Source organism: Treponema sp. (assembly GCF_045641405.1).
GTDB lineage: Bacteria > Spirochaetota > Spirochaetia > Treponematales > Treponemataceae > Treponema_D.
The window spans coordinates 36,973-50,002 of the sequence record NZ_JAZUGX010000039.1 but is presented as its reverse complement, the minus strand read 5'-3'; the positions used below and the strand labels follow the sequence as shown (position 1 = coordinate 50,002).

General features: G+C 41.6%; 14 protein-coding genes. 7 read left to right on the top strand and 7 right to left on the bottom strand.

Translation table 11 applies throughout. The features are described from left to right. Positions 1-119 precede the first annotated feature (119 nt). Positions 120-860, top strand: coding sequence for a helix-turn-helix domain-containing protein (locus ACKI39_RS05875; protein ID WP_407398580.1), 741 nt, complete (start codon positions 120-122; stop codon positions 858-860). Positions 861-919: 59 nt separating this feature from the next. Here ACKI39_RS05875 and ACKI39_RS05870 read toward each other — a convergent pair whose 3' ends face one another. The 3 genes from ACKI39_RS05870 to ACKI39_RS05860 form a co-directional block, all read right to left on the bottom strand. After that, on the bottom strand, positions 920-1,189 hold the full coding sequence (locus tag ACKI39_RS05870; protein WP_407398578.1) for an ACT domain-containing protein: 270 nt from the start codon (positions 1,187-1,189) through the stop codon (positions 920-922). Between the two features lie 93 nt (positions 1,190-1,282). Next, positions 1,283-1,882 carry an HAD family hydrolase gene (locus tag ACKI39_RS05865; RefSeq protein WP_407398576.1) on the bottom strand — a complete coding sequence of 200 codons (600 nt, stop codon included), beginning with the start codon at positions 1,880-1,882 and terminating at the stop codon, positions 1,283-1,285. A 19-nt stretch (positions 1,883-1,901) separates the two neighbouring features. Continuing rightward, on the bottom strand, positions 1,902-2,552 hold the full coding sequence (locus ACKI39_RS05860) for an HAD family hydrolase (protein WP_407398574.1): 651 nt from the start codon (positions 2,550-2,552) through the stop codon (positions 1,902-1,904). A gap of 73 nt (positions 2,553-2,625) precedes the next feature. Between ACKI39_RS05860 and ACKI39_RS05855 the strand changes: the two genes are divergently transcribed. Then, positions 2,626-2,919: an ArsR/SmtB family transcription factor gene (locus ACKI39_RS05855; protein WP_407398572.1), complete on the top strand. Its 294-nt coding sequence runs from the start codon at positions 2,626-2,628 to the stop codon at positions 2,917-2,919. A 2-nt stretch (positions 2,920-2,921) separates the two neighbouring features. Continuing rightward, entirely contained in the window at positions 2,922-4,883 is a 1,962-nt protein-coding gene (locus tag ACKI39_RS05850) for a heavy metal translocating P-type ATPase (protein ID WP_407398570.1), read from the top strand. Positions 4,884-5,112: 229 nt separating this feature from the next. Here ACKI39_RS05850 and ACKI39_RS05845 read toward each other — a convergent pair whose 3' ends face one another. Continuing rightward, entirely contained in the window at positions 5,113-5,916 is an 804-nt protein-coding gene (locus ACKI39_RS05845; RefSeq protein WP_407398568.1) for an SH3 domain-containing protein, read from the bottom strand. A gap of 98 nt (positions 5,917-6,014) precedes the next feature. Here ACKI39_RS05845 and pth point away from each other — a divergent pair, with 98 nt between their 5' ends. Then, positions 6,015-6,671: an aminoacyl-tRNA hydrolase gene (pth, locus tag ACKI39_RS05840; RefSeq protein WP_407398566.1), complete on the top strand. Its 657-nt coding sequence runs from the start codon at positions 6,015-6,017 to the stop codon at positions 6,669-6,671. A gap of 54 nt (positions 6,672-6,725) precedes the next feature. Here the strand turns inward: pth and ACKI39_RS05835 are convergent, their stop codons facing one another. Together ACKI39_RS05835 and ACKI39_RS05830 are read right to left on the bottom strand one after the other, a co-directional pair. After that, entirely contained in the window at positions 6,726-8,420 is a 1,695-nt protein-coding gene (locus tag ACKI39_RS05835; protein ID WP_407398564.1) for a carbon starvation CstA family protein, read from the bottom strand. 41 nt (positions 8,421-8,461) lie between these two features. Beyond that, on the bottom strand, positions 8,462-8,962 hold the full coding sequence (locus tag ACKI39_RS05830) for a DUF8052 family protein (RefSeq protein WP_407398562.1): 501 nt from the start codon (positions 8,960-8,962) through the stop codon (positions 8,462-8,464). Between the two features lie 264 nt (positions 8,963-9,226). Between ACKI39_RS05830 and ACKI39_RS05825 the strand changes: the two genes are divergently transcribed. From ACKI39_RS05825 to ACKI39_RS05815, 3 genes are all read left to right on the top strand, one after another. Next, a complete protein-coding gene (locus tag ACKI39_RS05825; RefSeq protein WP_407398560.1) occupies positions 9,227-10,138 on the top strand; it encodes a hypothetical protein in 912 nt (303 codons plus the stop codon). A 41-nt stretch (positions 10,139-10,179) separates the two neighbouring features. Continuing rightward, positions 10,180-10,935: a rhomboid family intramembrane serine protease gene (locus ACKI39_RS05820; protein WP_407398558.1), complete on the top strand. Its 756-nt coding sequence runs from the start codon at positions 10,180-10,182 to the stop codon at positions 10,933-10,935. A 74-nt stretch (positions 10,936-11,009) separates the two neighbouring features. After that, positions 11,010-11,855 (top strand): alpha-hydroxy-acid oxidizing protein, encoded by an 846-nt coding sequence (locus tag ACKI39_RS05815; RefSeq protein ID WP_407398556.1) that lies wholly within the window; start codon positions 11,010-11,012, stop codon positions 11,853-11,855. Positions 11,856-11,869: 14 nt separating this feature from the next. Here ACKI39_RS05815 and ACKI39_RS05810 read toward each other — a convergent pair whose 3' ends face one another. Next, positions 11,870-13,030 (bottom strand): hypothetical protein, encoded by a 1,161-nt coding sequence (locus tag ACKI39_RS05810; protein ID WP_407398554.1) that lies wholly within the window; start codon positions 13,028-13,030, stop codon positions 11,870-11,872.

The following is a 13,030-nucleotide window of genomic DNA, read 5'->3' as shown; positions in this document are numbered from 1 at the left end:
TTCCTCCAGATAAATTTATCATTCTCGATTTTAATTTTATTCCACCATGGGATGCTCAACTATTTTTTTTTTAAGAATTATCCCATTTTTTTGCAAATTTGTGTGCTATAATATCATTTATGGATAAAGACAAGGATTTACACGAGGCCCTTTATTTTCAGACTGAAAACAACATCTATCATGCCCGTTATGAAGATGAAGTCAATTTCTATTCAGCCGTAAAGAAAGGAGACCTTGAGACAGTCAAAAAACTGATGACTCCTCTTGATACAAAAGAAGGTCTTGGGCAGCTTTCCAACAAGCCTGTAAATAACCTGAGATATCATTTTGTTGTAACCGTTGCCCTTGTTACCCGCTATTGTGCAGAAGCAGGAATGCCATTTGAGACAGCCTATACTCTAAGTGACCTTTACATCCGCAATGTAGATAAATGTGCTGTTGAAGAAAGCATCACACAGCTGCATAAGGAAATGATTTTTGATTTTACCAACAGGATGAAGAACATCCGCAATGCAGAGACAAGTCCACAGATAAAGCTTGCAAAGAAGTACATCCATGAAAACATCTACAACCAGTTCTACGAGGATGAGATTGCAGACTTTGCGGGGCTTACTCCTTCCTATCTTTCAACTTTGTTCAAGAAGGAAACAGGTGAAACTATAAAGAACTACATTCTCCGCGAAAAGGTCGAGGAATCAAAGAGTCTCCTTCGTTTCTCAGACAAGTCGTATATCGACATCAGCATTTCCCTTAATTTCAGTTCCCATTCTCATTTCATTGCAACCTTCAAGAAATTTGTCAACATGACGCCTAAGGAATACAGAAATAAGTATTACGGAAAAAAATGGAATGAAGAATAGGTTTTAAAAACAAAAAGCGGTCCATAAAAGGGCCGCTTTTCTTTTGAATCAAAAGGAAATTAGATTCTGTGCATTTCAGTAAAAACCTTTTCGTTCATAAGGTTTACTTCAACGCCAAGAGATTTTGCTTCTTCCGTCAATTCCTTTCTGGCTGTATCAATGTCAATGTTTGCATTGTCAAAGTCAACCATCATCATCATGACGAAGTTTCCGCTAAGAATTGTCTGTGTAATATCAACGATGTTGATAGAGCGGCTTGCAAGGTATGCTGATACCTTTGCAATGATTCCGACCTTGTCACCACCAACTACTGTAATAATTGCTTTCATAATGATTGAAGTCTATTAGAAAACGATGAAATTTACAAGACAGTTAAAGTGTTTTCAATCCGCCGCTTATAATCTCATCTTTATGCATTCCCCTCAGTTCACCATGATTCCAAGAGTCTGTGCCAATGCATCGGCCGTAGAAAAATGGATGGCGTGGATTCCTAGGGCTGCTGCTGCATCACAGTTCATCTTTTTGTCATCGATGAATACGCAGTCCTTAGGCTGAACGTTTTCCGCCGTCATGATAATCTTCCAGAAATCAGGATCAGGTTTTGAAACGCCCATGAAGCACGATGTGTAAGTCTGGTCAAAGTAGGAATAGTCGCCGCGTTCAAGGTGATTATGGTAGTGGGCACTGATGGTATTTGTTCCGCAGATTACACGGTTGCCCGCTTCCTTTAATGCCTTGATGATCTTTACGGTCTTTTCGTTCAATACTGGATGGAACAGCCAGTGGAACCAGTCTGTCTTTACAGGAATTCCGCTCCTCTTGGAAAAGATTTCCCAGAATTCTTTTGTGTCTATTTCGCCATTGGAGCACATTGAAAAAAGAAGTGAGCGGTCCAGTGTAAGGTCTGTGTCGAGTCCGTATTTTTTTAGGGTTTCTTCGTCCGTATTTAAAACTTCGCAGAGTTTCTGTTTCAGGTTTGCTGTTGTTGTAACAACGCCACCCATATCAAAGATGTAAAGCATCAGTATCCTCCCGTAAAAGTTATTTATTGATTGAAGTTACAATTTTTATCAGGTCTTCGAATCTGTCTATCTTGTCAAAATATTTGTCTGCCTTTCCAAATCCGTAGCTTGCCCAAATGAAAGGAACTTCGGCTTGTCTGCAGGAATCACAGTCGCCTTGGGTGTCGCCGACATAAAGTGGAGCCGTAATGTTGTTCCTTGAGCAGAGTATCTGGATGTTTTCTGCCTTTGCTTTTCCAGTTCTTCCAAAACACTCAAAATCCTTTATGTATTTTGCTATGCCGGTTTTTTCCATGGTTAACTCGATGTATCCGTCCTGGCAGTTGCTTACGATGAAAAGGTTCTGCATCGTTGAAAGTTCCTTGATGGTTTCCACAACTCCTGGGTAGGTGATGTCGATGGTGTTGTTCTTGATTGCAATCTGTTCTTCGGTACAGCAATAGGACAAAAGTTTTTCCTGATCGACCTTGCTTAAATTTGGCCACAGATCCTGGGCTATGACATCCATTGTCTTTCCGAATTCCTGTTGAAGCATCTGTGCATTGACTTTCTTTGCGTCAAATCCAGACATATCTATTGCCTTGTTCCATGCAACGGCAACTATTCCGGTTGTGTTCCAGATGGTTCCGTCTATATCAAGAATTATTCCGTCCGTATATCCTTTGTTCATATCCTAAACTATAACACAAGAAAGAATAGAAAAACACTTGACATAACATATAAGTATATGCTTATATAATGATATGATAAATCAAGAGAATGAAGAAATGCTTGTGAATCTTGCGGAACTGTTCAAGGTTTTTGGGGATTCGACAAGAATAAAGATTCTGTATGCGCTCCTTGAAAAGGAAATGAATGTTACGGAAATCTCGGAAGCCCTCGACATGACCCAGCCTGCCATAAGTCAGCAGCTTAGGATCTTAAAATCCAGCGGTCTTGTTAAGTTTAGAAAGGAAGGAAAATCAGCGGTCTACTATCCGTCTGATGAACACGTAAAAATAATCCTCAATATTGGAATTGAGCATTTAGGAGATTAGATATGAGTTGCTGTTGCTGTGAACACGATCACGAACATGAACACGAAGAACATGAACATGGCGAAGAAATGTCGCTTAAGAAAATAATTCTTTCCGCAGTTTTGTTTGCGGCTGGAATCATAGTTGAGAAAATTTTTGCACCGTCTGCCGGCGACAATGCCCAGATGATTCGCGGAGTTTTTCTTGCCCTTTATTTTGGTTCCTACATTATTTGCGGTCTTCCTGTAATCCGCGAAGCTGTAGAAGGTCTTTCAAAGGGAAAGTGCTTCAGTGAATCTTTCTTAATGGCTGTAGCTACAATCGGGGCTGTCGTAATCGGTGAGACCATGGAAGCCTGTGCCGTAATGATTCTGTTTCAGCTTGGGGAATATCTTGAAGACAAGGCCTCTGACAAAACAAAGGACACCATTGCAGAACTTCTTGACATTCGCCCTGATACCGCCTGTGTGATCCGCGACGGAAAGGAAGCTGTAATTGATGCCGATGATGTTGAAGTCGGTGAGACCATCATCGTAAAGCCTGGCGAACTTGTTCCTCTCGACGGAATAATTTCAAAGGGCTCGACTATGGTTGATACGAGTGCCCTCACTGGTGAAAGCGTTCCCCGTGAAATAAATGAAGGCGATGAAATCCTTAGCGGCTTTGTAAACACAAGGGCAGTGGTTGAAATCAAGGTCACAAAGGAATTCGGCGAAAGCACGGTCTCAAAAATTCTTGACCTTATTGAAAATGCCCAGGAGAAAAAAGCATCAAGCGAAAAATTCATCACGCGGTTTGCAAAGGTCTACACGCCAATTGTCTGTATCCTTGCCGTTGCTGTTGCAGTGGTTCCGCCTACGATTCTTGGGTGGGACGAGCACTTTAAAACATGGCTTTACCGTGCCTGCGAAATGCTTGTTGTCTCTTGTCCTTGTGCTCTTGTTATTTCGGTTCCGTTAAGTTTCTTTGCTGGAATCGGACGTGCAGGAAAAGACGGAATCCTTGTAAAAGGTTCAAGCTATCTTGAGCTTCTGTCACGCGCAGACACTGTTGCCTTTGACAAGACTGGAACTTTGACCAAGGGTGTCTATGAAGTTACTGATGTGGAAGTTGCCGAAGGCTGCAGTCTTTCAAAGGAAGAACTTGCCGCCCTTGTGACCCATGCTGAATACTACAGCGACCATCCAGTATCCAGGTCGTTGAGAAATTACCACGCTTGCGAAAACTGCGGAAAACTTACCGTTGAAGAAGCGGAAGAAATCAGCGGGCACGGAATCAAGTGCGTTGTCGACGGAAAAAAAGTTCTTGCGGGGAACAAAAAACTTATGCTCCTTGAAAAGGTCCTGGGCTTTGATGAAAAGTCCGAGACTGCAAGTGATGTCGCAGGTTCAGTTGTATATGCTGCAATTGACGGTGTGTTTGCTGGAAGAATTATCATCAGCGATGTTGTAAAGGAAAATGCAAAGGCTGCAATTGAAAAGCTTCACAAAGCCGGAATCTCAAAGGCTGTCATGCTTACAGGCGACACAAGGAACAACGCCCAGGCCATTGCTTCTTCCATCGGCATTGATGAAGTGCGTGCTGAACTTCTTCCTCAGAACAAGGTTGAAGAAATTGAAAGTCTCATGAAAAATAATTCCGGCGGAACTGTTGTCTTTGTTGGAGACGGAATCAACGATGCACCAGTTCTTACAAGAAGCGATGTTGGAATCGCCATGGGTGCCATGGGAAGTGATTCCGCAATAGAGGCGGCCGACATTGTGATCATGGATGACAACATCGAGAATGTTGCCCTTGCGGTTAAGCTTGCAAAGAAGACCATGGTTAACGTTAAACAGAATATTGGGTTCAGCATTGCGGTAAAGGTTGCGATTCTTGGGTTGTGTGCATGCGGTTTTGTGAACATGTGGCTTGCAATCTTCGGTGATGTAGGCGTGTGCCTTCTTACAATATTGAACAGCATCAGGCTGTTGAAAAAGAAATAAAGCTTTAGTAGTAAAATAAAAATCAGCTTCTGTCGGAAACCCGTTCAAGCCTGCTCCGGTGAATGCTTTGCATTCAAGTCGCAGTTTGAGCGGAACTCCGACTGCGCTGATTTTCATGCTGCGTCTTGTATTATTTTTTTTAAAGTATTTTTTATGCTGTTCAGATTCGAAAAAAAAACACTTCTACATTTTCTTCAGTTCGGGAGGATGTCAGGCTGTTGAAAGGATTTTACCATCCCGTTTTTGTGATGATGACTTTTACTATGCGGTCGTTTTCGGTTTCTACCTTCATCCTGGTTGAAGCATTATCTGACCACCATATGCCATCTGAAAAGTATGTTGCGTTTTGCGGTCCAAAATATCTGTAGACTTCTTCAACTGGATCTCCAATCTTAAAGGGCAAAAAGTCCGGATAGTATTCATCATCATTGTAAAGCTGTACCATGTAAAGGAAATTTCCTGGAATCCCCTTTTCCTGATCGAAGGTGCTGTAGAACAGGAATTCAATGCTGTTTTCCTGGTCCGGATAAAGATGATAAAGTTCTTCGTTATTACCGATGTTGTATGGTGATGTGTCGATGTTAACTCCATTTTTTCTGAAGATATCCTCGTAATGCTCAAGCCATTCCCATCCCTTTTCAAGCTGCTCGTTGCGGCGGAATTTCTGTGCGTCTTCAATGGTCTCAGAAAGATATGCTCCGTAGACATATCCTTCAGCCCCTGCATCAGTACGGATTTTTATCCAGTTCTTATGGTAGCCGTCAATTTCTTCATATTTTCCATTTTCAAGGAACCTGACTTTTTCATCGAAGGGAAGCCTTGCGATTTTGTTTCCACCAGGAATGTCACGGACATTAACGCCGTCCAAAGTATTTACATAGTAATAAGAAGGCTCAACGGGAGTTTCCTGTGGTGGTTCAATTTCATTCTGAAGCCAACCTTCAGTGCCAAGATAATTTTGAGGTTCTTTATTTTTGCTGCAGCTGATCAATGCAAGTGAAGTGGCAAGGATGAATAGTAAATGCTTTTTCATTTTTTAGCTCCGTATACGGAATCCATTGTAAATCAAAAGAAGAGACCCATCAACGCTGGAAAATTGAAATTTCCATTTGTAATCATTAAACTGTTACCATGATTCAGTTAGTTGCTTTTTTGGGAAATTACGGAAAGGAATACGAAGATACAAGGCACAATGCGGGATGGCTTTTTGAAGCTGCATTGCCTTTTGCAGATAAGATTTCATGGCAGTCAAAATACAAGGCGGATTTCTGCTGCGTTGACTATGATGTTTTTGCAACCTGGCTCAAGGATGCCGGGCTCATCAAGGAAAGGGACAACGGAACTCTTCCGATTCCCGACTGCGCGCCAAAGAAAATCTATTTCATGAAGCCAATGACCTACATGAATTTGAGCGGTCAGGCAATTGGTGAAGCTGCACGATTTTTCAAGATCCCTGCAAGCGATGTACTTGTCGTTCACGATGAGATTGAACTTCCTTTGGGTACTGTAGGCCTTAAATGGTCTGGAGGTCTTGGCGGTCACAACGGACTTCGTTCAACAAAGGAAACTTTTGGAACACCAGATTTCTGGAGAATCCGCATCGGTGTTGGAAAGCCTGCCAACGGAAATGTTGCCGACTATGTTCTGGGTTCATTTACAAGTGATGAAAAAATTACCTTGTCGCAAATTTTCACCATGATGAATCCAATGTTTGCAAAGTTCCTTACGATCAAAGATGCCACAAATCTTCAGAAAGAGTGGAACAAGAAGAAGCTGGTGGAAGTTTAGTAAAAGAAAAGCCCCTGGATTGCTCCAGGGGCTTTTTCATGCTAAAGGATCAAATTATGCATTTGCCTTTTTCTTTGCAAGTGTTGTAACGCCTTCAATTACGAGGATTACAGAAAGAACGATCATGAATGCTGCAAGGATAACCTGAGCATATGGACCCCAGTCTGCACCACCTGCTGCAATAACCTTGACCTGTCCAATCAATGTGATTGCAAGTGAAGAAATTGTAACAACAATCATAAATGCCATTGGAGCAAGGAACATCTTGTTGTTCTTTCCAATGTTTCCAAGCCATGTTGCAACTGCAAGGAGACCGATACCTGCGAGGAGCTGGTTTGAAGCACCGAAGAGTCCCCAGATTTTCTGCCAGCCTGTGAGACCAAGGGCAACACCAAGCACTACAGTAAGAACTGTTGCGAAAATTGGGTTGACCATAACTTTCTTCCAGCCACTGGTGATGTCCTTTGTTGTCTGTCCTGGTTCAAGCCAGAATTCCTGGAACATGAAGCGGGCAAGACGAGTTGCTGTATCAAGGGATGTAAGACAGAATGCAGAGTATGTAAGAACGAGCAGTGTGTAGAGGATGTTTTCAAGACCTGCACATCCAGGAATCTTTGCACACATTGCAGAAATTCCGCCTGCAAAAATATCTGTTGCACCCTTTGTGTGTCCTGTCTGGCGGGCATAAGCGATAGCACAGAGTGTAAGTACTGCAAGAACACATTCAAGAAGCATTCCACCGTAAGCGATAGGCTTTGCGTCCTTTTCCTTGTCCAGCTGCTTTGAAGTTGTTCCTGAAGAAACAAGTGAGTGGAATCCAGAGATAGCACCACAGGCAACAGTTGTAAAGAGGATAGGGAAGATTGGTTTTCCAGGAGCCGAAGCAAATGCTGGGAAGCTTGCTGGATCAATATTTGGATGAGCACCTACAACTCCAACGAATGCAACAAAAAGCATTGCATAAAGAAGGAATGAAGAAAGGTAGTCACGAGGCTGGAGAAGGATCCATACTGGAGTAATGGAAGCGATTGTGATGTAGATGCCGATGATGATCATCCATGTTGTTCCACTAAGGTAGATCGGATGCCAGTTCATACCGATTGCCATACAAGCAACGATTGCTACAACACCAAGGATTGTTGAAACGAGCATTGAAGCACCGCGACGGTAAACTGCGAATCCGAAGATGATTGCAACAACGATGAACATGAGGGAAACCATTGCAACAGAAGCATTTGATGCGGAAGCTGCTACATCAAGAACGCCGTCCTTGAAAGTTGCCTTGAATGTTCCTGCAACGATTGATGCGAAAGCTGCAACAACGAGGATGAGTGTAAGGTAAGAGAAAGTTACGAAAAGCTTCTTTGCTCTCTTGCTCATGTTTGCGTTGATGATTTCACCGATAGACTGTCCCTTGTGACGGATAGATGCGTAAAGGGCACCAAAGTCATGTACGCCGCCAAAGAAAATTCCGCCGACGAGAATCCAGAGAGTCACTGGAACCCAACCGAAAATTGCAGCACCGATAGGACCTGTGATTGGACCTGCACCTGCAATAGATGAGAAGTGGTGTCCCATGAGAACAGGAGCCTTAGCTGGAACATAGTCTACACCGTCTTCAAGTTCATGTGCTGGAGTAGGCTTGTCACCTTCTCCTACACCCCACTGTTTGCAAAGCCATCTTCCGTAGAAGAGGTATCCGCATGCAAGAACTGCAACACAGATAACAAGCAGCAATAATGTGTTCATATATTACCTCCAAAAAACAATTCATAATTTACAATTCTTAATTATGAATTATGAATTATTCTTCCAAGTGATTTTCTTACGCATTTTCCGCTTCTGTTGGTGATGATTTTTTCATTAGAACAATCTACAAGAGCCGTGTGGAATTCCGACCATCCCCAGAAACTGAATCTGTAGCTTTTATATTTTCGGTATTTTTTCAGAAGTTTTACGGCATCCTTTTCAGCATTTTCGCATATGAAAAGGGGAGTGATGTAAGTGTACATGTGTCCTGGGCCAATGTGGGCGTGGTTGTTCCAGTCTGATTCAACATATTGAATTGAAGATAAAAAGATTTCTTTTGTAAGGGTTGGAACATTGAAGATGTACATGAATTCTTCAGAATCGGCGGACCAAAGATTTGCTTTTCTGGAAACAATAAAATTTTCTGCGTGTTCAAAATAATCGCATCGCACTTTGAGAAAATCTGCATCATTGCAGACATTGATGTTGTAGCAGGCGCTAAGAGAAGATAATAACTTCTCGTATACAGCATTGAAGTTCAATTACTTTAGTCCTATTAAAGTTTCTACAGTATAATTATAGACCTGTTGCGGGAGATGTTCAATAAAATTCTTGCAAGCACCAATTCTTACGGTATAGAATTAAGCTCAATGAAAGATATAAATATAAAGCAAAATATTGAAATAAAATCGCGTTCAAAACTCAGTGAATTTTCGTTCGTTCTGTTTGTAGCTGGAATCGTCATGTATTGGGCACCTTTGATATGCCCTGTTTATTTATCTGGTTTTCATTATCAAGAAATATTAATGGGCGTTGGTTTTTTGCTTGGGATCGTTGCTCTGGTCATGTCCATTGTTGCCATAATTGTCGGAAAAAAATCAAAAAAATCTGTTGTGCTGTCCGTTTGGGTTGTTTGGATTCAGTCGATTGCATTTGTTCTGTTGGTTCTGCTTTTTTCCCTAGTGGCATTTTCCTTTGAAACAACAAGCGATGCTTATGAGAAGCTTTCAAAAATCCCTGAGATAGAAGAATTCGTAATTACATATGATCAGGATGATGATGGCGACGGAGCTGCAAGCAATGACTATGAGATCTATTTGACTGGTGGCCGTTTCCTGATCGTACATAAATTGAGTCCGTCAATGCATGGGAAATTAAAGGCTTTGGGGAATCATGAAATCAGCGTCGGAGAATCTGAAGAGAACGATGGATTGAGTTTTGCAGATCTTGGCAAGCTTTGTAACAAGAAGATAAAAAAACTTGAAGGTGTAATAGAGAACTATGATCTTATTCAGGATAAAATTCTTTCGGACAATCAGGTTGACGGAAATTTTAGCAATGTTGATTTCACTGTTGCTGAACTTGACAGGTCTAAACTTCGTGTTACGCAAAAGGAATTTGAAGAGGATTTTCGGAAATATGATTGCATTGTTTCTTTTGAAAAAACAGGTTCCTATCAGAGCTATGAGAGATATTACAAATATCATTTCAACATGAAGGATGGCTCTGAATTTGACATGACGCTTTCTACCGTGAAACGGAAAGACGAAATGTGGTTGTGCGATTTTTCAGTAATAGCATTTAACGGTAAGAAACTGGAAAGAGAATTGGATGATTGGAGTTTAAACGAAAAACTTAATGTAGGATTCAGATCGTACAGGGATCTGTTTGATCACTATGATGAAGTAAAAAAAATCATTGAAAGGTTGATTTCTTGAATTTCCTTGCAGTGTTTCTTCTTCAATATTAAAATAGAGCCATGGCTAAAAAAAGTTCACCTAAATTGACATTTGATTTTCCGGTAACAGTAACTTTCGTCATTGTTTCCCTTGTGTTGTTTCTTCTTGATACATTTGCCTTCAAGGGGAAAATGTTTTCCTCCATTTTGATATGCCATGGCTCAAAGCAAGCCGTGGTTCCATTCAATTTTAAGTCTCCAGCTGACTTTGCAGGTCTGTTTTTCTATATTTTTGGAAATGCCGGCTGGGAAATGCTCTTTGCAAACCTGATTGCAATTCTACTACTGGGACAGATTCTTGAAGAACGTTATGGAAGCGTAATGCTGGGACTCATGATGTTTATTTCAACAATGATTTCCGGAGTCCTTACGGCATGCATTTCAACAGTTCCTTTGACTGGAGCAGGATGCATAATCTTTATGATGGCAGTTCTTGTTTCCCTGACAGAACTTACAAAAAAAAGAATACCCCTTTCATGTCTTCTGGTTTTTGTTTTTTTTCTTGCCTTTGAAATTTTCAGAAATACTAAGGGGGCAGAGGGAACTGACATAATGCAGAAAACTTGTGGTGTCCTTATAGAGATGATTGGTGGAATCTGTGGAAGCATTTTTGGATTCCTTGTTCTGCCAAAGAAAAAATCAACAAAGACAACAGCATCAAAAAAATCTGAAAGCAAGAATGACTTCTATGATGATGGAGATGATTACTCAAGCAAGAAAAAGACCTGGTCGTCGTCATCTTCAAGTGATGAAACTGTAATCGGAACTTTAAGTTGATGGATGAAAGCATTTGTTTTTTTTAATCAAAATGCCGTAACATTTTCATCTTTGATAATATTTAGAGGTTTATTATGTCAGAATATAAATGCCGTTTTTGCCCTGTGTGCCTTGGCCGCGGTTGCATCGGTCAGTTGCCTGGAATGGGCGGAGAAGACAGCAACAGAAATTTTATCCTAAACTGTGATGAATGGAAGAAAATTCCATCGGGTCCATTTGCTGACAACAAAGCAATCTTAAGACTTGCTCCAATGACGGGTGCGGAACAGAATATGGGTTATGCTGATGAAAAGCAGTATTACTTTGACATGATGAAGGCCTGTGCAGAAAGCAATACCGCCATTTCCATAGGAGATGGAACTCCAGACTGCAAACTGCTTTGGGGAATTGAGGCCGTAAAGTCTGTCGGAAAGAAAGCTGCCGTTTTCATAAAGCCTTATGAAAATAAAAAGGTTTTTGAAAGAATGGAATGGGCTGAAGAAATTTCCGAATACAGCGGAATCGATATTGATGCATTTAATATTGCAACAATGCGCAATGCAGCCCACCTGGAAAAAAAGACTGCAGAAAATCTTCGTGAGGTTCAGAGATTTCTGGGCACTAAAAATATTCCGTTTGTCATAAAGGGAATTTTTACAGATGAAGATTTGGAACTTGTCCGTGAACTTAAACCTGATGTTGCTTTTGTGTCGAATCACGGCGGTCGTGTTCCAACGCGGACTGGAAGCGTTGCAGAATTCCTTGCCGCTCATGCAGATGAAATAGGAAACAGCTGCGGTGAAATCTGGGTTGACGGCGGAATAAGAACAAATGCTGATTTTGAAAAAGCCCAGAGCTACGGAGTGACAAACATTCTTCTTGGCCGTCCTTATGTTACGGCTCTCTGCAAAAAAGAAAGTTTTGAAAATATTCTGAAATGAAGTTTGGAAAAGAATTATTTCTTCTTCCAGAACCTGATTCTTCCTTCACCAATGAGAAGCTCTTCTGCATCCTTGACGGTTGCAAGGGGAGCTTCTTTTATTACCACCGCAATTCTGCTTGCAACGCTTGAAGGAGATTCTGGGACAAAGTCTCCCTTGTGCTTGTAGATGAACTGCTTTCCTTCCGCAAGGTTGTAGTCGTCCCTTTCTATTATTCCGCTTTTTGTTGGAACATAGTTTAACTGGGTAAGGTACCCATTGCTTGCCCGCACCTGGTATTGCTTGCCCACAACGGCGTCGGCATACACATTGGAGTCACATTCACCAAAAAGTTCAGCCATGCCGCCACCTACACGGCACGCAAAATCTATGGGAACAAGACATCCCGCGCCGTCCGCTCCGCCACAGCTTCGCTCGATGAAATCAAACTGCACAAAAGAAATATCGCCGTCGTCAAAAAGCACATTACACCACTTGCTCATCTGCTCAAAAAAACTTTCGCTGCAGGGTACCAGCTGGCATATCACCGTACAAGGCGTGCCGTGAATTTCCACCACAACTTTTTTGCTAAGGCGGACAAGGGTAAGCTTGCCTTTGCAGAAAAAAAGGTCTGCACTGTATTCGTCACCTGAGATCAGTTCAGTAACAAGAGCTCCCTTGCTTTTAATTTCAAAAAGCTTTATGGCGTTGTTGTGAACATCACTTGCCTTAAGGACAAGCTGCTCAATATCATTCAGGTTTTCTTTGCCTACAGTTTTTACCGCATAGCCGCTGAAAAGCCCTTCTGGTTTTACGATTACTTTTCCATTGGTGTTCAAAATGAAATTGCGGGCATCGGCAATGCAGTCAAAAATTTCTGGAACCTTGTTTCCATTGACTGAAAGAATTTCATAAAGATATTTTTTTGATCTGCTTGCCTTAAGGGCTTTTTCGCTTATGGCGCACTGCCTTGTCTTTATGCACTGGCTTATCCAGTATTCGGACAGTGGAATTGCAATGGCATCTGGCGGAAGAATTTCCGTGTAGTTAAATTTGTTGGAAATGTCCTTAAAATATTTTTTTACAAAGGGTGCTTCTATAAAAGTTGCTTCCATTCCTATGGAAGAGAAAGCCTCAATGATTTTTTCGTGGCCAATTACGCTTGATGCGCCTGCAAGGATTATCTTTTCGGACAT